The organism is Shewanella sp. Scap07 (assembly GCF_013394145.1).
In the GTDB taxonomy this organism is placed as follows: domain Bacteria; phylum Pseudomonadota; class Gammaproteobacteria; order Enterobacterales; family Shewanellaceae; genus Shewanella; species Shewanella waksmanii.
This window is the reverse complement of the sequence record NZ_CP041329.1, coordinates 654,984-677,824: the sequence shown is the minus strand read 5'-3', so window position 1 is coordinate 677,824 and position 22,841 is coordinate 654,984. Positions and strand designations below refer to the sequence as shown.

21 protein-coding genes are annotated in these 22,841 nt (G+C 46.9%); 8 read left to right on the top strand and 13 right to left on the bottom strand.

Annotated elements, in window-relative coordinates; translation table 11 throughout:
* Positions 1 to 664 precede the first annotated feature (664 nt).
* From FLM48_RS02970 to FLM48_RS02960, 3 genes are read right to left on the bottom strand one after another with little or no spacing between them, the layout of a single operon-like run.
* Complete coding sequence (locus tag FLM48_RS02970; RefSeq protein WP_179023348.1) at positions 665 to 1,534, bottom strand: hypothetical protein; 870 nt, start codon at positions 1,532 to 1,534, stop codon at positions 665 to 667.
* Positions 1,534 to 2,412: a hypothetical protein gene (locus tag FLM48_RS02965; RefSeq protein ID WP_179023346.1), complete on the bottom strand. Its 879-nt coding sequence runs from the start codon at positions 2,410 to 2,412 to the stop codon at positions 1,534 to 1,536. Before FLM48_RS02965 ends, FLM48_RS02970 begins: the two co-directional genes overlap by 1 nt.
* A complete protein-coding gene (locus FLM48_RS02960; RefSeq protein WP_179023344.1) occupies positions 2,409 to 3,611 on the bottom strand; it encodes a hypothetical protein in 1,203 nt (400 codons plus the stop codon). The genes FLM48_RS02965 and FLM48_RS02960 overlap by 4 nt, the downstream gene beginning before the upstream one ends.
* A 510-nt stretch (positions 3,612 to 4,121) precedes the next feature.
* Between FLM48_RS02960 and FLM48_RS02955 the strand changes: the two genes are divergently transcribed.
* From FLM48_RS02955 to FLM48_RS22665, 3 genes are all read left to right on the top strand, one after another.
* On the top strand, positions 4,122 to 5,228 hold the full coding sequence (locus tag FLM48_RS02955; RefSeq protein WP_256871028.1) for a M28 family peptidase: 1,107 nt from the start codon (positions 4,122 to 4,124) through the stop codon (positions 5,226 to 5,228).
* A 240-nt stretch (positions 5,229 to 5,468) separates the two neighbouring features.
* Positions 5,469 to 7,268: a DEAD/DEAH box helicase gene (locus tag FLM48_RS02950; protein WP_028773703.1), complete on the top strand. Its 1,800-nt coding sequence runs from the start codon at positions 5,469 to 5,471 to the stop codon at positions 7,266 to 7,268.
* Between the two features lie 377 nt (positions 7,269 to 7,645).
* On the top strand, positions 7,646 to 8,542 hold the full coding sequence (locus FLM48_RS22665; RefSeq protein ID WP_256871027.1) for a hypothetical protein: 897 nt from the start codon (positions 7,646 to 7,648) through the stop codon (positions 8,540 to 8,542).
* Here FLM48_RS22665 and FLM48_RS02940 read toward each other — a convergent pair.
* Positions 8,528 to 9,670 carry an NAD(P)/FAD-dependent oxidoreductase gene (locus FLM48_RS02940; RefSeq protein WP_179023342.1) on the bottom strand — a complete coding sequence of 381 codons (1,143 nt, stop codon included), beginning with the start codon at positions 9,668 to 9,670 and terminating at the stop codon, positions 8,528 to 8,530. The genes FLM48_RS22665 and FLM48_RS02940 overlap by 15 nt on opposite strands.
* A 166-nt stretch (positions 9,671 to 9,836) precedes the next feature.
* Between FLM48_RS02940 and FLM48_RS02935 the strand changes: the two genes are divergently transcribed.
* The gene (locus FLM48_RS02935; RefSeq protein ID WP_028773706.1) at positions 9,837 to 10,238 is read left to right on the top strand and encodes a hypothetical protein; all 402 of its coding nucleotides are present in this window, start codon (positions 9,837 to 9,839) and stop codon (positions 10,236 to 10,238) included.
* 26 nt (positions 10,239 to 10,264) lie between these two features.
* Here FLM48_RS02935 and FLM48_RS02930 read toward each other — a convergent pair whose 3' ends face one another.
* Together FLM48_RS02930 and FLM48_RS02925 are read right to left on the bottom strand one after the other, a co-directional pair.
* Positions 10,265 to 11,131, bottom strand: a complete 867-nt coding sequence (locus FLM48_RS02930; RefSeq protein ID WP_179023340.1) for an SDR family oxidoreductase — start codon at positions 11,129 to 11,131, stop codon at positions 10,265 to 10,267.
* Between the two features lie 17 nt (positions 11,132 to 11,148).
* Entirely contained in the window at positions 11,149 to 11,748 is a 600-nt protein-coding gene (locus tag FLM48_RS02925) for a hypothetical protein (protein ID WP_179023338.1), read from the bottom strand.
* Positions 11,749 to 11,892: 144 nt separating this feature from the next.
* On the opposite strand from FLM48_RS02925, the gene FLM48_RS02920 reads away from it, so the two are divergent.
* Positions 11,893 to 12,447, top strand: a complete 555-nt coding sequence (locus tag FLM48_RS02920) for a TetR/AcrR family transcriptional regulator (protein ID WP_179023337.1) — start codon at positions 11,893 to 11,895, stop codon at positions 12,445 to 12,447.
* A gap of 72 nt (positions 12,448 to 12,519) precedes the next feature.
* Here the strand turns inward: FLM48_RS02920 and FLM48_RS02915 are convergent, their stop codons facing one another.
* From FLM48_RS02915 to metB, 5 genes are all read right to left on the bottom strand, one after another.
* On the bottom strand, positions 12,520 to 12,963 hold the full coding sequence (locus tag FLM48_RS02915) for a hypothetical protein (RefSeq protein ID WP_218645324.1): 444 nt from the start codon (positions 12,961 to 12,963) through the stop codon (positions 12,520 to 12,522).
* Between the two features lie 139 nt (positions 12,964 to 13,102).
* On the bottom strand, positions 13,103 to 13,315 hold the full coding sequence (locus FLM48_RS02910; RefSeq protein WP_051484603.1) for a cysteine-rich CWC family protein: 213 nt from the start codon (positions 13,313 to 13,315) through the stop codon (positions 13,103 to 13,105).
* A 179-nt stretch (positions 13,316 to 13,494) separates the two neighbouring features.
* Positions 13,495 to 14,385, bottom strand: coding sequence for a methylenetetrahydrofolate reductase (gene metF / locus FLM48_RS02905; protein WP_028773711.1), 891 nt, complete (start codon positions 14,383 to 14,385; stop codon positions 13,495 to 13,497).
* 230 nt (positions 14,386 to 14,615) lie between these two features.
* Positions 14,616 to 17,009 (bottom strand): bifunctional aspartate kinase/homoserine dehydrogenase II, encoded by a 2,394-nt coding sequence (locus FLM48_RS02900; RefSeq protein ID WP_179023335.1) that lies wholly within the window; start codon positions 17,007 to 17,009, stop codon positions 14,616 to 14,618.
* 22 nt (positions 17,010 to 17,031) lie between these two features.
* Entirely contained in the window at positions 17,032 to 18,198 is a 1,167-nt protein-coding gene (gene metB, locus FLM48_RS02895; RefSeq protein ID WP_179026250.1) for a cystathionine gamma-synthase, read from the bottom strand.
* 214 nt (positions 18,199 to 18,412) lie between these two features.
* Between metB and metJ the strand changes: the two genes are divergently transcribed.
* Positions 18,413 to 18,727: a met regulon transcriptional regulator MetJ gene (metJ, locus tag FLM48_RS02890; RefSeq protein WP_028773715.1), complete on the top strand. Its 315-nt coding sequence runs from the start codon at positions 18,413 to 18,415 to the stop codon at positions 18,725 to 18,727.
* Between the two features lie 180 nt (positions 18,728 to 18,907).
* A complete protein-coding gene (locus FLM48_RS02885; protein ID WP_179023333.1) occupies positions 18,908 to 19,648 on the top strand; it encodes a sulfite exporter TauE/SafE family protein in 741 nt (246 codons plus the stop codon).
* An 83-nt stretch (positions 19,649 to 19,731) separates the two neighbouring features.
* Here FLM48_RS02885 and traF read toward each other — a convergent pair whose 3' ends face one another.
* Together traF and FLM48_RS02875 are read right to left on the bottom strand one after the other, a co-directional pair.
* Positions 19,732 to 20,706: a conjugal transfer protein TraF gene (gene traF, locus FLM48_RS02880; RefSeq protein WP_179023331.1), complete on the bottom strand. Its 975-nt coding sequence runs from the start codon at positions 20,704 to 20,706 to the stop codon at positions 19,732 to 19,734.
* A 168-nt stretch (positions 20,707 to 20,874) separates the two neighbouring features.
* Positions 20,875 to 21,789, bottom strand: a complete 915-nt coding sequence (locus tag FLM48_RS02875; protein WP_179023329.1) for a LysR family transcriptional regulator — start codon at positions 21,787 to 21,789, stop codon at positions 20,875 to 20,877.
* A 117-nt stretch (positions 21,790 to 21,906) separates the two neighbouring features.
* On the opposite strand from FLM48_RS02875, the gene FLM48_RS02870 reads away from it, so the two are divergent.
* Positions 21,907 to 22,626, top strand: coding sequence for an SDR family oxidoreductase (locus tag FLM48_RS02870; protein ID WP_179023327.1), 720 nt, complete (start codon positions 21,907 to 21,909; stop codon positions 22,624 to 22,626).
* Positions 22,627 to 22,841 lie beyond the last annotated feature (215 nt).

Below are 22,841 nucleotides of genomic sequence, written 5' to 3'. Positions count from 1 at the left end.
CAAACTTTCGCCTCCAGCGGGGATTGGTAGTCATCCACCTGATGAATCACGGGGAGTATTTCGCCTGCCCGGCGAGGGATGTGCAGATGTGACTGCGACTCGCCGTGAACCCATCCATGGGGGCTCTGCGACCACGTCCTGTGGTCGAAGGTCGCAGACGCATCTACACTGGGTTAACTGTTTCTTCGATTTAAGTGTGCTTGTTGCTGCTGTCTAAACAGTTACTAAATGGGATTATTGATAACCTGCTGAGAGCTGGCAGGCTTTCGCCTCCAGCGGGGAGTTGGCAGTCATCTACCCGATGAGTAGCGTGTTGGTTTTCGCCTCCAGCGGGGTATGTGCAGATGCTATATCGGGACGCCTATTTGTTTTCAAGAGAATCCATTCATGGCCGGTTGACGGTGGCATCTGATGTGAATGGATTCACAAATGCCGCGGTGACATGGATGTCAAAGAGCGGCCATGCCACCAACACCCTCAGCCGCATCTACACTGGGTAAATTATCTCTTCGAATTGGCATTTTAGTTGCTGCTGAGTTTTAGGCACAAAAATGCTAGTGCAAGAAGCCTATAAGTAGACTTAAGGTGAGTAAATCAAAAGACTCGAATGAAGTTGAGACTGACCCCCACATATCTCCTTTTTATAGCGCTTTAAGCCAACACATTAAGCGGTTTCCTGCTCTACTACGGTATCAACTTTGGCGCTTGCGGTAGTAATGAAGGGCTTATCGAGTGTGCCATCAGTTAACTGCGGTGTTGACGCTTGGGGCGTATAATCAGTCAATGACACTTGCTCCATCACCCGTTGCTGGGTTTTATTAGCCGCCTTGCGCCACTTCTTGTATTTATCTGAGCGATCCACTCGGTGATTAAAACGCACCACTAAAAAGTGGTTTTCATCCAACCCCAGACAATACATGTCTGTGCGACTGTGCTCATACGGTTTCACTAATTGATGAAACACCCATTCAACCCCCTTAATGTTGACAGGGCTGGAATCGGGAATAGGCGGATAACCCCAATTATTAATTGACCCCTCCAACTGTGCAGCCATCACTTCATCAGAAAGGGTCGTATGTTTACTCATATCCTTTCTTAGATAGGTATTTCTTCCCTGTGAATTTTCACCCTCTATAGGGTGGTTATAGTGCTCATCGTATTCACGGTTAAGCCAGTCCCCTAACGCCTGATTATCCAGCGCATTGACCCTATCAGGGGTTTGTTTAACCCTGAACACACAACTCAACATGCCGTATTCACAGCTAGGTAAAATAGGGATAATTGGCAAGTACATCCATAACTCAGTGTAAATGTGCACATAGGTCTCATGGGTGTGAGTTCTTTGCTGTTCACTAAACCAGTGGCGATTACGATATGGATAATTAATCTCTTTTGGCGGCTCCACAGAGGCAATATTACTGGCGGGTAAAGTAATGGTGAGTAATTTATCTTCTAAAATAAACCGCTCGGTCACCTGATAATTGAAATCAGCGCCGCCCAAAAAGCCTTGCCATAGGGCTTTCAGCCAACCCATTAAGCGGTTTCCTGTTCTACAACGGTGTTTGCTTTAGCGCTTGCGGTCGTAATGAAGGGCTTATCAAGTGTGCCATCAGTTAACTGCGGTGTTGACGCTTGGGGCGCATAGTCAGTCAACGACACCTGCTCCATCACCCGTTGCTGGGTTTTATTAGCCGCCTTGCGCCACTTCTTGTATTTATCTGAGCGATCCACTCGGTGATTAAAACGCACCACTAAAAAGTGGTTTTCATCCAACCCCAGACAATACATGTCTGTGCGACTGTACTCATACGGTTTCACTAATTGATGAAACACCCATTCAACCCCCTTAATCTTGACAGTACTGGCATCGGGAATGGGAGGAAAACCCCAATTATTAATTGACCCCTCCAACTGTGCAGCCATCACTTCATCAGATAAGGTCGTATGTTTACTCATTTCTTGGCGTAACTCAGTATTCCTTCCCTGCAATTTTTCCCCAATTTCAGGGTGATTATAATATTCATCGTATTCAAGGTTAAGCCAGTCCCCTAACGCCTGATTATCCAGCGCATTAATCCCTTCAGGGGTTTGTTTAACCCTGAACACACAACTCAACATACCGTATTCGCAGCTTGGTAAAATAGGAATAATAGGTAAGTACATCCATAACTCAGTGTAAACGTGCACATAGGTCTCATGGGTGTGAGTTCTTTGCTGCTTACTAAACCAGTGGCGATTACGATATGGATAATTAATCTCTTTTGGCGGCTCAACAGAGGCAATATTACTGGCGGGTAAAGTAATGGTGAGCAGTTTATCTTCTAAAATAAACCGCTCGGTCACCTGCTGATTAAAATCAGCGCCGCCCAAAAAGCCTTGCCATAGGGCTTTAAGTAATCTTTTCATCATCATGAGAGGCTCCGCTCTGTTTGATTAATATACTTTTTAACCTGCGCAGCACGCTTATGGTCACCTATCATCAACAACTGTTGATGATAGGTTTTTATCCCTAAATAAGGCAAGGTGTGAGGGCTCACGCCCGGATCAGCCAATAACGCGCTAGCAAACTTAACAGATCGGGCAAAGCTACTTCTAGATAAATCGTTTCTACCGGCAATATTGGGCACCGCATCAAAGGGGTTATTGCGCGCTTGATGGGTTTTTAAGCCTAACTGTTTAGCCGTGTGTACTAATGTTGCTACATTGGCGCCGCTACCGTGGATCGCCAGCTCCTGCCCAGTAAGAGCACCTTGGTAGTTAATCCGGTAATACTGCAACGCCGATAAAAAAATAATCGCCCCTTGACTATGGGCCACCCATTTAACCTTTTTACCTTGCTGCTGGTTTTGTTTCAGTACTGCGGCCAAGTGTTGGGCATTGTGGGAGGTGTTACTGTGCTTTTTATCAAACGCGCACTCAATTAAGTCCCGCACCGCTTTATCGCTGGGGTTATGAAACAGGGTATAGGCTTTAATGACGTCACTTTGGTAGGCGGTGTCTAAATGGGTGCCCATTAACCACTGCGCCTTAGTTAACTCATTGAGCATACCATTGACTGCCGCATGCGGGGTATGTACTTGAGTTTTAGGTGCTGCACCTCCCCATTCGGCAGTCAGTTCTTGTATTTCATCTCTCGTTTTAGCACCGTCATATTTGGCACCGCTACCAGTCCTTTGCACTTGATACAGCATAGTGCGCTCATCGGTATGGCGATCCTTTTTACCATATAACTGCTTATCAAACAAAATATCGCTGATTTGTATTTGCCCTGAACTTGCTAATTTGTAATCGATAAAATAATGATAGTTGCGAAACGGGATATCGGTGCGGCGCATATGCCTAAACGGGTTGCGGCTTTGTTTGATGGATGAAGCAGCGCTAGGGTGCAAGCTAATAAACTGTATCTCCTTAATCACTAGACGTTGGTCATAGTCATTGAGGCTTTTTAACATCACCAAGGCTTGGTAACTAAATTCTACTTTTTGAGTATTAAAGTCATTAGGCAGTTGAATACCATGCTCTAAAGCCATTTGCTGGTCGAGCCCCATTAGACTATAGGGAGATTGCGGTTGTTGCGCGCTGGCAACAGCACTGCGTTTTGTCCAGGTCATAATTATCATCCTTGATAATGAAAACCCCATGATAATAGGTATTGGCTTTTTCTGGTATAGCTCCAAATAATGGCTTATTAAGCAAACTTATTCCCAAGGGGAGCGTCATCACGGTATTTATGAATCCCTTCACATCAGATGTTTTCGTTAAGCGGCTATGGATGGACTCTCTTAAAAACAAATAGGCGCCCCGAAATAGTACCTACACAACGCTACAAAGAAAAACCGCCCTCAGCTTGAACCAATAACGTTAATTCGAAGAAGCAATTAATCCCGTGTAGATGCGGCTGAGACCGTCCGTGACATGACCGCTCTTTGACATCCATGTCACCGCGGCATTTGTGAATCCTTTCACATCAGATGCTCACGGCAGAGCCCCCATGGATGGGCAGATCTGAAAAAATAAGGGCGAGTCGCAGAAGCATCTACACATCCCCCGCCGGGGGAGGCGAAATTCTCCCACCAACTCATCGGGCAGATGAAAACCAAATCCCCTGCTGGAGGCGAAAGTTGAATACCCCCCCCCTCATCTGGCTGATGAAAACCAATCACTTTCCCTTATTACCAATTAGTCGCTACACTGAAGCAATAACAGTGCGTATAACCATTTGGTATAACAAGGAGATAGTGACAATGGGGATCTGCAGGTATCGACCACGGATACTAGGCGCACTACTCATATGCTGTATGAGTACCTTACTGGGTTGCTCCAGCCGTCCTCCCTGCCCGACCGAATTTCAATTGCAATGGACACAACCCAAGCAACTGCAAACCGATATTGAGCAACTCGCCTCGCCCGCCATGCAAGGGCGTAAAACCGGTACAGCGGGCTCCTTGCAAGCGCAGCAATACATTATCGAGCGTTTTCAATCAGCAGGTCTCAGCCCTTGGCAAGGCAGTTTCAGTCATCCCTTTGAGTATCAACAAAACTTCAGCAGCAAAACTGGCACTAACTTGATTGCGGCCCATTATGCACAGCGACCTAAACAACCTTGGCGGATCATTTTGGCCCACTATGATCACTTAGGTGAAAAAGCGGGCAAGGTACACCACGGCGCCGATGACAACGCGTCAGGCGTTACTGCCTTACTCGCGCTCGCCGCCCATATCTCACAGCAAGCCAGTGACGTGAATGTGCTGTTTGTTGCCACTGATGCCGAAGAGCCCGGCTTGTTTGGCAGCTATGCGTTAGTGGAGCAGTTAAGCCAAACAAATTCACCCATAGCCCTTAGCGATATTGAACTGGCTATTAATCTCGACATGATAGGTCGCCCAGATCGCCCGCATGCTATTTACTTAGAAGGCCGACGTAACTTTGCACAGTTTACCAGCATAAAACAGCAGATCAGCCAGCCATTAGGGCTTTGTATTCGTAGCCATCGTGCACCATTGGCGGGGCGCAGCATCGAAAAAATTGATTGGTTGCGTGCCTCAGATCACTATCCTTTCCACCGTGCCGATGTACCTTGGCTGTACTTTGGCGTGCCCACTCATGGTGACTACCATCAACCTTCAGACACCGCTGACAAGATAGATATCACATTTCTGGCGGCTGTCACCGAATCTGTCTACCAACTGGTAATTATTGATAGTTATCTTCTACAAAATAACTCATAAGCTACAAATTGGCATTAAAATTGAAATATTTAACACATTGTTTTTAATTGATTTATTTATTGATTGGTTTAAATTACAAGCAAAACGTGCTTTTTTAGATGGCGAATATTGAAGTTTATTGTTATACTAGCGGGCTTACTGATAAGTTTCGGTGCGGGAAGTCGACACGGGGTTGATTTTCTGTCTATAGAACCTGTAAGTGCATCAAACGCACTTTGTTATACCACAAGGCTACAACCCATGTCATCCAGTGAAAAAACTTTCCGCGAACTCGGTCTTGCCGAGCCTTTGTTGCGTGCTCTTGACGAGCTAGGCTACGAAAAGCCAACGCCAATTCAATCTGCCAGTATCGATCCATTAATGGCAGGTAAAGATATTCTTGGTCAAGCGCAAACCGGTACCGGTAAAACAGGCGCATTCGCCTTACCGCTACTTAATGCGATTGATGCTACTAAGAATGCCCCACAAATTCTTGTCCTTGCGCCTACTCGTGAACTTGCTGTGCAAGTTGCCGAAGCGTTTGGTAGCTATTCAAAATTCATGAAAGGTCTGCATGTACTGCCAATTTATGGCGGTCAAAGCATGCACCAGCAGCTCAATGCACTGCGCCGTGGACCACAAATTATTGTCGGTACACCAGGCCGTGTTATGGACCATATGCGTCGTGGAACGCTTAAGCTTGAAACACTACAAGCTATGGTACTGGATGAAGCTGATGAAATGTTGAAAATGGGTTTCATCGACGATATCGAGTGGATCCTAGAGCACACCCCACAAGAGCGCCAACTTGCTTTATTCTCGGCAACCATGCCAGAGCAAATCAAGCGTGTTGCTAACAAGTACCTCGATAAGCCGACGCATATCAGCATCGCGGCCAGCCATACTACGGTTGAATCAATCGAGCAGCGTTTTGTACAAGTGTCACAACACAATAAGCTTGAAGCATTAGTACGCGTTCTTGAAGTGGAAAACACTGAAGGGATTATCATCTTCGTACGTACTCGTAACAGCTGTGTTGAACTAGCAGAAAAGCTGGAAGCCCGCGGTTACGCTTCTTCACCACTACACGGTGACATGAACCAACAAGCCCGTGAGCGTGCCGTTGAGCAGCTTAAGCGTGGCAAGCTAGATATCCTTATCGCAACTGACGTTGCGGCACGTGGTCTAGATGTTGAGCGTATTGGACACGTAATTAACTACGATATCCCATACGATACTGAAGCTTACGTTCACCGTATTGGTCGTACAGGTCGTGCTGGCCGTACCGGTATGGCAATCTTGTTTGTGACTCACCGTGAAATGCGTATGCTACGCACCATCGAGCGTGCCACTAAGAGCCGTATTTCGCCAATGAACGTGCCTAGCCCAGAGACTGTGACCGAGCGTCGCTTATCTCGTTTAGGTGAGCAAGTCGCTGAAACTATTAATACCGATCTCGATTTCATGAAAGATGCCGTTGCACAACTGTGCCAACAGCTGGAAATCGATACTGATCTGCTTGCAGCCGCGTTGCTACAGCAAGTTCAGAAAGAGCGTCCACTACAACTGCCTCCAATCCAAGAGCGTCAACGTGATAGCCGTGATGAGCGTAACAGCCGTGACCGCAATCGTCGTACTACGCCAACGGATATCGGTAAAGCTGAGTCGCTTAAAGATAACCCAGATGTGAAAATGTGCCGCTACGTACTCGATGTGGGTCGTGATAATGGCGTTGGTGTGGGTAACATCGTTGGCGCAATTGCTAACGAAGCGAATATCGACAGCCGCTATATTGGTCAAATCCAATTGTTCGACCAAATGACCTCGATTGACCTGCCTGACGGCATGCCAAAAGATGTATTACAGCACCTTAAGAAAGTGCGCGTGTGCGGTCGTCCATTGAACATTCGTGAAGCCTCTGGCACAGAGAACGTATCGAACTCAAACGATGGTCGACCACCACGCCGACGTAAGCCGTCTGGTGATCGTCGTGACCGTCGCCCTGGTGGCGGTGAAAAGCGTTCTCACCGCAAAGGCAATAGCAGCCGCGACAATGGTTAATCTTTAAACTTAATCAGTTTAGAGCAAAAGAAAAGGAGCCTTATGGCTCCTTTTTTGTTGCCAGACAAATCCCACTGCTCAACCTCTGTTGTACCAGCAAGTCGCACTATTCCACTACCGGAAAAAGCATTAAGGCAATGTCTGTTAGATTTAACACCCGACCTGTGTAGGCAATAATGCAACATAAACACGAAAGCAAAACTTGTACAAAACATAAGCAAATCAAACATAAAAACAATAAATAACAACTGTTTAACCTAGTGACTTTTAACGTGATCCAGATCACATTTTAGCTGTAACAAAGCTTAACAACTCAAATTAAGTCTTTAGGATGGCGGCCGCAATTTAGCCAAGGCCATTCGCAAGGACTGATTAACATGTTAACACTGCATGAAGATGTACGTATCGACAGCTGCGATATGAGTTATCAATATCATATTGTTGATCTCAGTAAACCTGTGGTGCTGTGCTTTGCGCCTGGCAATAGCGGTACCGACCGTATGGATATGCAGCAGAATCTGTGGGGATTCGACTATCTAAAATCACGCAAAATGAATGTGCTATCTATCACCCATAATGGCCAACAGAACTTCTACCAAAGCCAAGCTTGTATGGACATTTTCAGCGCTTTAGGCGAGTGCTTAGCGGTTTTTCCAGAGCGAATTGCCTACGGTTCTAGCCGCGGTTGTTTTGCCATTGGATTACACGCGAAGCGTTTAGGCCTTGATAGGGCACTGATGATGATGCCTGTCAGTTCAATGAATGCCGAGCTTGCCCCGCAAGAGCCTAAAGTTAAGCAGTATGGTGCGCATCCAAACTGGCAAGGCCCCCATAATGACGCCGCGATTTGTGACATTCCACTCACCGTCATTTGCGACTCGCTCTACCCTGCTGATCACCACCATTGTCGCCGTTTTAGCAATGTGGTGCAGTTCTTACGCCTGCCGGGCGTGGGTCATCGTGTCCCAAGTGTACTGAATAAAATGGGCATGCTCAGTAAGGTCGTCATCGACTACTTACACAATGAGATTGATACACAGGCTTTCTATAAAGAGGCGAGAAAGCGACGCCAGCTCAACGTGTATTACCGCCAGCTGCTGCGTGATCCAACCGGTAAACTCACCACAAAACGTAAGTTTATTTTACGCAAACACCAAACCCATGTTGCCGTTAGTAATTTAAGCCAGCAGCTGAGTGCCAAAGGCAGCGCTAAAGTGAGTGCTGCAAAACAGTGGTTAATTGCCAAAAAACCTAACTTGTCACTTATCAAGTAACCGAGCGACATATTCGGCAATCGCTAATGATGCGGTTAACCCCGGCGACTCTATGCCAAACAGATTAACCAAACCGTTTAATCCATGGGTTTGGGCACCTTGAATGATAAAATCATCGCTACCATTACCTGCGCCATTATGTAGTTTGGGCCTCACGCCACTGTACGCCGGAACTAATTTACTGCCATCAAGCTGGGGAAAATAATCGCTAATTGCCTGGGTGAACTTTTCTTGCAACGCGGCGGGCATAGCATAATCTACCGGCAGATCAGGGTTCACATCGATATATTGGGTATCTGGGCCAAACTTAAGCTGACCACCCAAATCCAAAGTACTGTGAATACCCAAACCGCTGCCATCACTAGGTGGCAAGGGGTAAACTAAATGCTTAAACGGCGACGGTGCCTGATAACTAAAATAGTGGCCACGGCACCAATAGGCCTGAGGAATATGCGTCGATGCTAACCCGGTTATGCGCTGCGATACACTTTGCGCCCACAGTCCGGCGCAATTAATCAGCTCGCGACAATGCAATTGATAGCGCTCGCCATCAGTTTCAAGCTCAACATCAAATCCGTCATTTAACGGCCTTGCTGTGATGAACTCTGTTTGGCTAACCAGATGCCCTTGATAGCGCTGCAGCTGCCCCAGCAGGCTGGTCATAAAGCCGTGGCTATCGATAATCCCAGTTGAGGGTGACCACAATCCACCACAAGCGTTAATCGCTGGCTCTTTAGCATGCACTTGCTCAGCAGTCAGCAGCTGAGTGTCCATCACCCCGTTGCGCTGTGCTTGTTGCTGCAATGCCGCTAGCTGTGGCAATTGCGTGGTTTGCTGCGCGACTACTAGTTTGCCTAACCGACGATAGCCAACCTGGTTGCGCTGACAATACGGGTAAAGCAACTGATTACCGCGAACACAAAGCTGAGCTTTGAGACTCGCAGTCGCATAATACAGCCCAGCATGGATCACTTCGCTATTACGGCTACTGGTTTCCATGCCAAACTGCGGCAATCGTTCAACCACCACCACCTCGCGACCTTGCTTGGCCAACTCTGCGCCAATGGCCAATCCCACGACGCCAGCGCCAACCACTAAGGTGTCGATGCTATCGCTAGTTTTTTGCATATTTTATTTTTCGCTTAAACAACATCTTAAATGACCCTAAGCTAATACTTTGGTTTACATGGTTGCTCAATATACAAGCTGTTCTATACTAAAAGACCCTATATCATCATACGAATTGACGACAACAAATAGCATATTTACCTATTTGGGTAGGCAAGGAGGCCATATGTACCAGCTTAGTTTTGGCTGTGAAATTAATAAAATAGAGCAAAATATTGCGTCAGTCACCATCAATGATGGCGTTGAGATTGATTTAGATATGATCACAGAATTTGATCAGTGCCTAGAACAAATTTTCAGTGGTCCCTACGGCTTACTTATCGATAAACGTCACCACTACACCTATAGCTATGAAGCACAACTGTGCATGGCCTCATCGCCCAACTTGATTGCCACCGCTGTCGTCGGCCACGCCCCGGTTGAACCTAAATTGCCACCGGCTTTCTATACCGTACGCCAAGTGGATCGCCTTAATACTCGGGTTTTCCGTGGTCAACCACAGGGCAATGCCTTGGCTATTACTTGGCTCAAATATCAACTTGCCAAGGCCCAGCCCACTTTCAACTAATCAGCGGTTAATAAAGTACTGATAGGTTAACGCTTGTGTTGGGTTAATGCTTGAAAGTAATCCGCTAAGTAGCGCTTGCCTGTCGCAGGCGCGACCGCGTTGTCCCCCATCATAGTCAAAAAGAATTCCGGCGGGCCGACCCACTTTTCCGGCAAGTGTTTTATCATCCATAAGGCTACCCGCCGAACGGTATCGGGAATATAGCAGATGTTAACCTGCTTTCCTTGCGCAGCAAATGCCTGTTCGGCAATCTGCTTGACCGACAACACCTGTGGACCGCCGATATCAATTTGTTGCTGTGTTGAGGCCATTGCCTCAACACAAAACTTGGCTAAATCCACTCCGTGGATAGGATTAAGTTGCATCTCTCCATCACCAAACAGATATACCCGCCCCTTGTCTGCCATGTGATAAAACTCCTGTAGATCGGAAAAGAAGCCATTGGGTCTAATCACACACGGCTGCAATTGGTTTGATGTTAGCAATCGCTGCGCAAAACGCTCTTTAGCGGCCAATAAACGCACCTGAGGGTATCGCGGGGCGTTAAATGCTGAGATATAGATAAACTGCTTTACCCCGGCTTGTTCTGCTTCGTTAAGCAAGTTGAGATTGGCTTGATAGTCCACCTCTTGGTAACTCAAACCATCTTGTTGCTTAGTAATTCCAATGCAACTGATCACCACATCGATGTGCTGACAACAGCCCATTAAGCTGCTCGGCTGCGTCACCTGTGCGTTGATAATCTGTTGCTCATTGAGCCCTAAGGCGCGTAACTTATCGGGCGATCTTGCCAATGCCTTAAGCTCGTAATCGGTATTCAGCAAGTATTTGACAATATGTGAGCCTAAATAGCCGCTGGCACCGGCAACCAAAATCCGCGGTTTATCTAACATAAATATGTTCCTATGGGTCAAAGTGACTCTGCATTAGGCCGATAAGGTTCTTCGCGCAATAGATGGCTTATCAACAATTTGAGATAGAACAGCGGTAAAAACCATTCCAGCCCAGCTGGCACGGTTAAGTAGTAGCTTGAAAGCACAATACTGCCCGCGTAAAAGATCAGCGCCACAGGCCGTTGTAAGTACAAGTTGGTTAATAAAATCGCCATACTCGCCAGCAGCATATAACCGCCCGCAACCAGTACCCACTGGAAGTCAAACTGCAAAAACGCCCAGCTAAATAACGCTAGCTGTGCAAAGTGGATGCTAATAAATTGCATATGCTGCCACAATCCTTGCCCAGTTCGATGAAACCAGCGTTTTGCCGTCGATGTAGCATTAGTGATAATTCCACCGACAATATCCACGGTTAATATCACGGCGACAATCACTTGCCAAACTTGCCAATCCCATTGACCTAGATAAACACAGGCTAACAGCACGCCCGCTGCCAGTAGCGGCACAATCGACTGCAAATACTTCTCTGCAGCGGTTGCCCCAGGACCGATTAATTTATCAATGTTGGCGTTAAAACCCTTACGTAATGGCGGAGTTGACCACTCAATTTTCATGTTCTCACCTTAAATAGACCATGCGGTCTTTTTAAGGTAGCGTGAAAATTGACCGGAGTAAAGTTTTATTGACCGAACGGTCTAAATAAATAATACTGATATAATCACCGAACTTCCGCACCTATGTCAGCACAGAGCTCAGCTATGCCAAAGATCGTCGACCACAATGAGAAACGCCTACATATCGCCATGAAAGCCACTGAGATATTTTTGCAACAGGGGTATAAGAACGTGGGCATGCGACAGCTATGCGAATACCTCGGTATGAGTAAGAGTGCGGTTTATCATTACTACAAAAGCAAAGATGAGCTGTTTATTGCGGCCACAGAAGCGATCATTAATTATGATGCCAGCGCATTTGCAAGCCCAGTCTTGACAGCGGATGCCACCCGACAACAAAGAGTCGACAACTTTATCAGTTTATTCGCAATGCTCGCGCCGAGATTTTTTCAAGAAATGAAACTGGTTGCGGACTATATGGAAGTGATTGGCCTAGACAATGTCAGCGATGATCCCTGTATGAACATCGCCAATGACAAGTATCTTAGATTGCTATCCGACTACGTTAGCGCTGAACATTCAGCGCCGTTATACACCTTACTACTTGGCCTATTGAACCATCAATTGATGCTAGGCAAGCCATTGGAGCCCAATTATATTGCTGAGCAAGTGGGCTACTGTTTAGCACAACCAAGTTAACATCATCATTTTATATTAGTGAGTTACCACAATATTGTTAACTCACTAACCGGTTGCGATGTGTGACGGGCTTTACATCACACACTCTTTGGCTGCCTCGGCTTTTTCGACGCTTTTCTCAATCAAGCTCAGTGCATTTTCATCGCTAATGGAGGCGGTAACCTCATTGATGATCTTTTCAGCCGTTGATTCCGATGATGCGTCCACTAAGCAACGGTAAGCGTTGGCGATATGCTCTTTGGCTTCGGTGACAACCTGAGGGTTAGCCAGATCAGACTCGAGCGCTTCCTGCACGCTGGAAACTAACTCTTTGGCCTTATCTGCAGCATCACCAAATTGGCCGAGGTTCAGCTCATCTAAGTTAAACTGTTCTAGGTCGATAGCTTCCATTTTCTGCTGAACACTATCTACCGCTTCATTGGCAGCTTGTTGCGCATCATCAATCGCTTTGGCGGCATCTTCACAGCCGATCAGTGCGCCGCCACACATCATCGCTAACATTAACTTTTTCATCATCGTCCCTTTAGGTATTACTCAATTGATAGTAAGTCAACTTGGGCATGAGGCCAACACAAATAGTCTTAACAAGTGTTAATCAACATGGTGACCCAGCCCTAATATGTCAACAGCCTGCACCCAGTGAAGATGGCTTTGCTTAGTCTAAGCGTTTAATCCCTTGGCTGGCCTCTTCAAGTAATCTCTGCACACAAGACTGGCATAAGCACTGCTGTGACGGCAAGTTACGCCCGGCCAGTGTCGCTTTAGCTGGAAACGTTTGCTGCATACACCAACACTGTGCAGCGGGCTGTTGCTGCGTTAAGGCACAGCGGTTATCTTGCTGGCATAACGGACATATTGATGATGACATAATATCCTTAAGCTAATCCATTGTTAGCAAGTTGATTGAGCACCGCGGCGGTTCATAGTCGATAAGTATAGAGTATCGATATTAACCGCTTAGGAGTAATGCCATTCAACCAACCTTGATAGAGACAAAAAACCTCGCACGGTGGCGAGGTTTGAGTATTCATAGATTCAAAATGCCTGCTATTTAGCTGGACGAACCCCAAGAGTGTGGCAAATTGCGTAGGTAAGTTCGGCTCGGTTTAGGGTGTAAAAGTGGAAATCTTTCACGCCTTCGCGCGACAAGACTTTAACCATATCAATCGCCACGTTAGCGCCAACCAACGCGCGGGTCGATGGGTCGTCATCTAAACCTTCAAATTGCTTATGCAACCAGCCAGGAATCGACACATTAGTCATGCCTGCAAAGCGCTTCAATTGCTTAAAGTTAGTAACCGGCAGGATGCCAGGTACGATTTCCACGTCAATACCAGCGGCAACACAACGGTCGCGGAAACGTAGGTATGACTCAACGTCGTAGAAGAACTGAGTAATCGCACGGTTAGCACCAGCATCAATCTTCTTCTTGAGGTTAATCAAATCCGCTTGGGCATTGGTGGCATCAGGATGCACTTCTGGGTATGCAGCAACTGAGATATCAAAATCAGCAACCGAGCGCAACAAGCGCACAAGGTCATTGGCAAAACGCGTCGGTTTAGGGCTGCCATCAGGTAAATCACCACGCAAAGCAACAATATCGCGTATACCAGAATTCCAGTAATGTTTCGCCAACTCAATCAGCTCTTCATCGCTGGCATCAACTAATGTTAGGTGAGGCGCGGCAACCAGATCAGTCTCTTTTTGGATACGCTCAATCACCCCGTGGGTTCTATCACGTACGCCAGAGTTTGCGCCGTAGGTCACTGACACAAATTTAGGGTTTAGCGGCTCTAAACGACGAATTGAGTTCCACAGTAAGGTTTCCATTTCTGGATTAGCAGGCGGGAAAAATTCAAATGACACATTAATATCACCATTAAGCTCAGATAAGCTCTGGTTTAACGACGTTGCATGTTGTGCGTGATGAAATGCCATTTCTTTTTCCTCAAACCGACTAATTTAATTACATATGGACGTTTGGACGTCTATATGTCCATATACTAGAGAAACTGAGGTTGAAGTCAAGCGTAAAAATGCCTGATTGGTGAAATATCTATTCATTAGACAGTACAACGATTGGTTTATACTGATTGCTATTACTGACCTTAGCGGAAAAATGGCATAAAAAAAGGATGCCGCAGCATCCTTTTCAATAGTTTGTATCGCTACTCTTGCAGTAGATCGCGACAGATCTGCGCCAGATCCGACTGCACCGCAGCCGCAGTGACCTCTCGGCCAGCACCTGGTCCGCGAATAATTAACGGGTTGTCTTGGTAGAACGCACTGCGCACCACAAACACGTTATCTCCCGGTGTGAGGTTGGCATAAGCATGATCCCTATCAACCCACTGGATACCAACGGCCGCTTTAAGCTCGCCATCGATTTGATCCAACGAGGCAACATAACGCAACACTTTATCTTGCTCGGCAGCCGCTTGGAATTGCTGCAGCATCTGCGCATCCAGTTCACCAATACGTTCGATAAATTGCTCAGTAGAAATATCAACCAGCTCGGGTGGGACTAACGAATTAAGTTCAATATCCTCAAGCTCAATTTCATGGCCGATCTCACGAGCTAAAATAAGCAGTTTGCGCTGCATATCACGGCCGGAGAGATCATCGCGAGGATCGGGCTCTGTGATGCCTAAACCTTTGGCTTCTAACACCAACTGCGAAAACGGCTTGCTGGCATCAAAATGCTCAAACAGCCAACATAGGGTGCCAGAGAAAATCCCGCCAACCGCTTCAATTGAATCCCCGCTGTTATGCAGATCATTGAGCGCATGCTGTACCGGCAGCCCGGCACCGCAACTGGCATTGTAACGCCAAAATAAGCGACGATTACCCAGCTGCTGCTTCAGTTCACGATAAAACGCCAGTGGGCCAGAACCGGCTAACTTGTTGGCACTGACCACATGGATTCCACGGGCAAAAAACGCAGGATATTGCAGGGTTAAATCTGCGCTAGCACTGATATCGAGCGCGACAATCTCATCGCACTCTAGGCCTTGTAGCTTGTCAAACAACTGGCTGTATTGCCAAGCTTCAGCTTCGCTATCAAACCGCTGTTGCCAACTGTCTAGGTCAATGTCGGTATCTGATAGCAGTGCCTTGCGCGAGCTGAGCAAACCGATGAGTTCAACGCTGGCCTCTAGCTCTTTATTGAGGTTAGGTCTGGCCTGTTTAAACAGATCAATCCACGCTTCGCCGATATTACCCACACCCAACAGCAACACGCCAATGCGCTTTCTTGGCCCAGCACAGCGACGATGCACCTTTTGGGTCAACAGGTTAACCTGTGACTTCGGCACTAAAGTGACTAAGCTCAAGCCATCATTGCACAGCGGCCGAGCTTCGCGACTCAACAAGCGGGCAAAACCACGGCGATACAAATTGGCGTCAGCGCTCACTAATGCCACTAAGCCTAAATCTTGCTTCACTGATACTTCGCTCACAGCCAATTCGTTGCTGTTAGACTCAATCACTGCCAGCGCTTGTTTCTCGTTTTCATGGGTAAAAGCTAGCTCAACACGGTTTTGCGTGAGCGGCCAATGCGCTAAAGGCGTAAGCCCTGCTTGAGCAAAGCTTGCTAGCAGCTGTGGCAGTGGTGCACGGGCAGTTAATTGCAGTAATGACACTGAAGGTAAGCTAGTCACCACAGGCGCACTTGCTTGCGAGCTTTTCGGGGCAATTAAGGTAAAGTCAGTATGCGGTGCGTAACTTGAACGTACCGCTAAGCTAACCTCTGTATCGAACAGCGGCTGTAAGGTGCGATTATGCAGCACAGGAGAGCCTAAATGCGCTAAACGGTTAGCTTCGGTTAACGACATGCTCTTAAGTAGTTTGGCATCATTGATACGGTTAGGGTCTGCATTGAACACCCCTTCCACATCGGTCCAGATAGTGACGCGTTCAATATCCGCTAAGCTTGCTAACAATGTGGCACTGAAGTCTGAGCCATTACGGCCTAGCAGTAATGTATCGCCACTGTCGTTGGCACAAATAAATCCGGTGATTACAATTCGTTGATTGGGGTGAGCGCTCAGCGCGGCCTGCACTTTGTCTTTCGACTCTTGCAACCGAATTTGCGGCACCGCTGCTTCATCAGCCACGAGTAAAGTGCGCGCGTCTACATCAACAGCCGCCACGCCAGATTCACGTAGCAATGCCGCCAATAAACAAGACGACCAGCGTTCACCAAAACTCACCACTTGGTTGCTTTGATATTCACTTAAGCGCTCTAATGACAACAAGCTGATTAGCGTTGCTTTGTCGGTGGCTAAACGTTCACGTAGGCTGCGGGCTTGCTCATTGGATAGCAGTTGTTCAATCAGGTTTTGCTGATAACTCATCAGCACCTGCAGCTCTTCTTGCCACAGTTCACCATTGTCACGTAGCGTAAGCAGTTTATAGAGAAAATTAGTACTCTTGCCCGCTGCTGATACCACAATTAAATCATCGCTGTGACCATGAGTCAGCAAAATATGCGCGACACGGCGATAGCAATCAGCGTCAGCTAGGCTAGAACCACCAAATTTATGTAAATGACATCGTGTCATCTGTTACTCCTACTAAACGAGCTTAACAACTAGCCGCATTGGCGGCATCTAACGCTGCGCTGATATCAGCCACTAAATCTTCGCCATCTTCAATACCGACAGATAAACGGATGAGGGTATCGTGTACGCCCGCTTCTGCGCGCGCCTGTGCATCCATCGCTCGGTGTGTCATGGTGGCAGGCACAGCCACTAAGCTTTCCACACCGCCTAAACTTTCGGCCACAGAGAAATAGTTTAACGCATCCAGGAAGGCAACAAGTTGCGCTTCGCCACCTTTTAATTCAAAACTGAGCATGGCACCAAAGCCTGCTTGTTGTTTAGCCGCAATTTTATGTCCTGGGTGATCAGGCAAACCTGGGTAGTACACAGTATCAACCGCATCATGACGTGTTAATACGGCCAGGACTTTCTCTGCATTAGCTTGGTGCTCACGAATACGCACGGCTAAGGTGCGTATACCGCGCAATGTCAGGTAACTATCAAAAGCAGATCCAGTTAAACCTAAGGTATTTGACCACCAGTGCAGTAACTCGCCCACTTCTGCATCTTTAGCCACCACGGCACCACCGACAACATCACTGTGGCCGTTGATATACTTGGTGGTTGAGTGGATCACAATATCAGCACCCAATAATAAAGGCTGCTGTAGGATGGGCGAAAGGAAAGTGTTGTCAACAACGACTTGAGCTCCCACGTCGTGGCTGGCCTGGGCAATCGTCTCAATATCAACAACACGTAAAAGCGGATTAGAGGGGGTTTCTAGCCACACCATTTTAGGCTTTTTACTAATGGCTTCGGCTAATGCAGCCTCATCGGTTTGATCGACAACCACTAATTTAAACGCGCCCTTTTTGGCCAAATTAGTAAACAGTCGATAACTGCCACCATAACAATCATGGGGAACCACCAGCAGATCATCTGGCCCCAATAAGCTAGTAACTAGGGTAATGGCAGCCATACCTGTACAGGTCACAACGCCAGTCGCGCCCTTTTCCAGTTCGGCGATGGCATCACCTAAAATACAACGGGTAGGGTTACCTGAGCGACTATAGTCAAAATCGCGTGGATTTTTATGCCCATCAAATGAGTAGTTGGTAGAAAGATAAATAGGCGGTACAACTGCACCGTGCTGAGTATCGGACTCAATACCTCGACGTACTGCTGCGGTGGCCAATTTACGCTCTGTCATCATCTACTCCTAAAATATGAAAATAGACACCTAAGAGATGTCTGGACGTCTAAATGTACCGAAGGTGGTGGCCCTCGTCAACCAATTTTAGCCATTTAGACGTCCAAACATGTAGAAATCTATTTGCAATTAACAAAAATAAGAGGCAATAATTTGACTGTAGTTTGTAAGGGTATAAAATCTGCCCCGAATTTGAGAATTTACAGGTGAGTCGATGACTGAATGGAATGGCGATTATATAAGCCCATATGCTGAACATGGCAAAAAAAATGAACAGGTAAAAAAAATCACTGTTTCAATTCCGCTTAAGGTTTTAAAAGTATTAACTGACGAACGTACTCGCCGCCAAGTTAATAACTTACGCCATGCCACCAACAGCGAGCTGTTATGCGAAGCATTTTTGCATGCTTATACTGGCCAGCCATTGCCTAACGATGAAGACTTGTCTAAAGATAAGCCCGATAGCATGCCAGCAGAAGTGAAACGCTTGATGGACGAAATGGGCATCGAGTGGGAAGAACTAGAATAGATCAACCGCGTTTGCTCTAGTTTACCTACTGAGTTTGAAATGTTAGCCAGGCCATCTCGGCTGACGTTTCAACCTGTTCACGTTCCACGTTTTAGTTTTCCACCGCAGCCAATCACAGCAAATAGTCGTACTGAAAGATCAGGCTCTACCTGATCGCTCATTTATCTGCAGAGGCGCTCTATGTTCGACTTGATTGATCCGACAACCTTATTACTCGCCTCATTGATTATTTTTGCTGGCGCGTTAACCCAGAGCCTCATTGGGTTCGGCTTAGCCGTGGTAGCCTCACCTTTGCTGTATCTGGTCGATCCCCAGCTTGTGCCGGCGCCGGTGATTTTGATGGGCTTTTCTATTTCTCTACTCACTTTGATGCGAGAGCGCGCCTCGCTGCAGTTTAATGGTCTTCAATATGCTTTGCTGGGGCGTGTGCCCGGTGGCTTTATTGGCGCAGCCCTACTGCTGTTTGCCCCAGCGCCGATATTGGGATTAGCCATTGCCACCATTGTATTAGTTGCGGTATTGCTCAGTGTGCTGCGGTTTAATTTGGCAATTAACAAACAGAGCTTATTTGCTGCGGGCGTATTATCTGGGGTGTTTGGTAATATCGCTGCCATTGGTGGACCGCCGATGGCGATATTGCTTGCTGGTAAAGATGCCAAACAGTTTCGTGCTGCCCTATCAGCATTTTTCATTTTCAGTTCGATGATTGCACTGGCTATTTTGGCTGTCACGGGCCTGCTCACTTGGCAACATATCAGTGTGTCGGTATTACTGCTGCCATCGGTCGTACTTGGCTATCTTGCGGCAAATAGAATGGTGGGCCATGTCGATAAAGACAAAACTCGTTCAATGACGTTGCTGTTATGCTCGCTCAGTGCATTGATATTAATTGCAAAATCAATATTTGAACTCGCGAGCTAAGCCGCGATTATCGAGTAGCTGAATCACAGACGACAAGCAGCCGCGTGGCGACACTGATTTTATCGTGACGTCTTGCTGGTGAGTTAGAAATAATAAGAAGTTTTAAGCACGCCGCCGACTGCAGCATCACTATCAACCAAACCGGTGAAATCAATACTAAAGCTAGGCCCGAATGACATGCCAGTGCCAATGGTGTAAATATCTGCTTCGTGCTCAAGCATATCATGTCGATAGCCTAGGCTAACGGAAAGCCAGTCAGTGGCCTTTAATGCCCCTGCAAAACGAACATACTGACTATCTTCGATATCGGTAAACCCTTGGTTGGCATTAAGGTCGATGTCAGAACTGACACTCAATGCGCGCCACTGGTAAGCGATACCCGCGTTATACAGCGGCGCTAATTGATAGTCATACGCCTGCACACTAAAAGGGTTATCAACGCTGATGGTTTGCGGGACTAAATTACGCCCAGATACGCCCACAACCAACCCATCAACAGGTTCGAGTGCGAGGCCAACATCAAGGTTGGATGTCACTTGGCTATCGCCTGCTAGCGTATCGCTGTTACTTCGGTATGCAGACAGGCTATCGGCGATTGTATAGCTTTCTATGGTTTGCAGTTTGGGAGTGACCTCTACTGCAATCGGTAAATTAACGATCGACAGCGGCATACTCATCGTCAGATTATGCTCTGTGGTTTTTGCTGCCGCCAATGCTGGCTCAGCACTTAATTGGCTTTTGATATCACCACTTACCGCCCCGGCGTTGATCCAATCAACTGGTGGCTGCTCAATATCATATTGCAGCGACAGGTTAGCTGCATAAGGCCAAGACTGACTGTGACTGACTGTGGCAGAGCGCTGCCAAGGGTTATCTGATGTGTTTAGTGTGCTGACTAGGTTCACCCCATTGGCTTGTGGCTGAACACTGAATATTTGATGCGCTAAAGGCGAGTGCTTTAAGTGCTGAGTGTTGGCATAATCTCCCCCTTCGGCATACAAATTTGCCGAAAAAATCAGGGTTAACGCCATGCTAAAACAAAGATGAAGTGATCTCATTTCATTCAGCCCTTATATTATTTTTGTTGTAGTGATGTCTTTTACTACGCATCGAATTTAAAGATAGTTCATCAAAACTCACTACGGCAGAAAATTTTTATTATTTCAGCCAAAAATGATCACCAAAATCGCTGCAATCCGCCACCTAAAAGGCGTACAGCGAAACGATCATTTTTTGCGGTAATTCTCCTCACTATAGCGCTGAAATTCTTCGACCACATACTGAGCAAACATGTTAAACCTCAGGGCACGATGGGGATCTTGGTGGTAAACCAAGTACACAGGGGTATCGGCCACTTTCCAGTCACTAAAAACCGGAACTAAGGTTTGATTGGCCAGCTCGTCAGGACAGTACAAGGTGGGTAGCCTGACAATACCATTGCCAGCGATCGCACTGGCGATCATCGCTCGGCCGTTTTTGCATTTAAATCCGCCTGAAATCGCCACCTCAGCATGCAACTTAGGATCGCTGATGTGTTGATAATGCCAATGGTCGATACTGCCCGTAATGCAATAATGCTGCTTTAACTCTTTGGGGTGGCTCGGCGTCCCTCTTTGTTGCAGGTAAGCTGGCGCAGCCATGGTTTCATTGCTCAGAGTAAGCAGTTTTCTCGCGATCAAGTTAGAGTCAGGTAAACTGCCCATTCGAAATACAAAATCAAATTGATCCAACAGCAGATCCACCCGTTGGCTGCTGAAATCCAGCTCGACCTCAATATCTGGGTAACGTTTTACGAAGTCACTGACCAACGGCGCGACAATTTCCTCACCAATGAAGCCGCCCACCGAATTGATTTTGATTTGTCCTTTTGGCGAGTTAGTTATGTCCATCGCTTGGGCGCAGGCAGCATCAATGATATTCATCGCTTGACGACACTCTTGATAAACCAACTGCCCCTGCTCTGTCAGCCTCTGCGCCCGCGTGGTCCGCATGATCAGGCTCACCCCCAACACTTGCTCCAATTTAGTCAGTTGCTTGGATAAATGGGAGCGGGAACAATTAAGAACCTCAGCAGCATGGGTAAAACTGCCTGATTCCGCAATCACCAGAAAAGTTTGTATTAATGATAGGTCCGGTGCCATAACGACCTCAATTTGCAATCATATGTAAACAATCATATTCCAATGAGGCCATATATCAACAATAAGCTTTTCTATAATCTTGTCTGCATTGAAATACAGTCAACAAGTGAGACAACAATGAAATCATTAATCGTTATTACCGGCGCCTCATCAGGCATAGGCGCCGCGATGGCAAAAGCCTTCTGTGCCAAAGGCCATCCATTATTATTACTTGCTCGCCGCCTCGAGCCTATGCAAGCGTTGGCATTAGATAACTGCATGACCATCAGTGTTGATGTCACCGATGGCGCGGCCATTAGCGAAGCAATTGCCCAAGCTGTGGCTAAATTTGGCCCAGTTGGATGCCTAATCAACAACGCAGGCGTCATGCTACTTGGCCAAGCAGACCAACAAGATCCAGCGGAATGGTCGTGTATGCTCAACATCAACGTCATGGGCGTTCTCAATGGTATTCACGCGGTACTTGCTGATATGAAACAGCGCAAAACTGGCACCATTATCAATGTAAGCTCGATTGCCGGTCGCAAGACTTTCCCAAATCATGCCGCTTACTGTGCCACTAAATTTGCAGTACATGCACTAACGGAAAACATTCGCGAAGAAGTGGCAATGGATGATGTTCGCCTCATTACTATTGCGCCTGGTGCAGTAGAAACCGAACTACTTAGCCATACCACCAGCGATGAAATTAAAGCGGGTTATGAAGACTGGAAGCAAGATATGGGCGGCGTTGTTGCGCCAGAAACCATTGCTGATGCCGCCCTGTTTGCCTATGAGCAACCGCAAAGCGTTTGCGTACGTGAAATTGTGCTCGCTGCGACACGTCAGCAACCTTAATGGCAACTTAGGCTGATTTTGTTCAGTTAGCTAGCCAGCAAAATACGCGGTGAAGCAGCAATGCTCACCGCTTTTTTATCCCTCTAATGACTTAGCGTTTATTTCTCCAGCAGTAAATCTTTAAAATCCAGCAAAAAACAGTACAAAAACATAGCGCTTTGACTAAAGTTACTGTTAACTTAGTAGCAACAATTGCCTAAAAATTGTTCCCATAA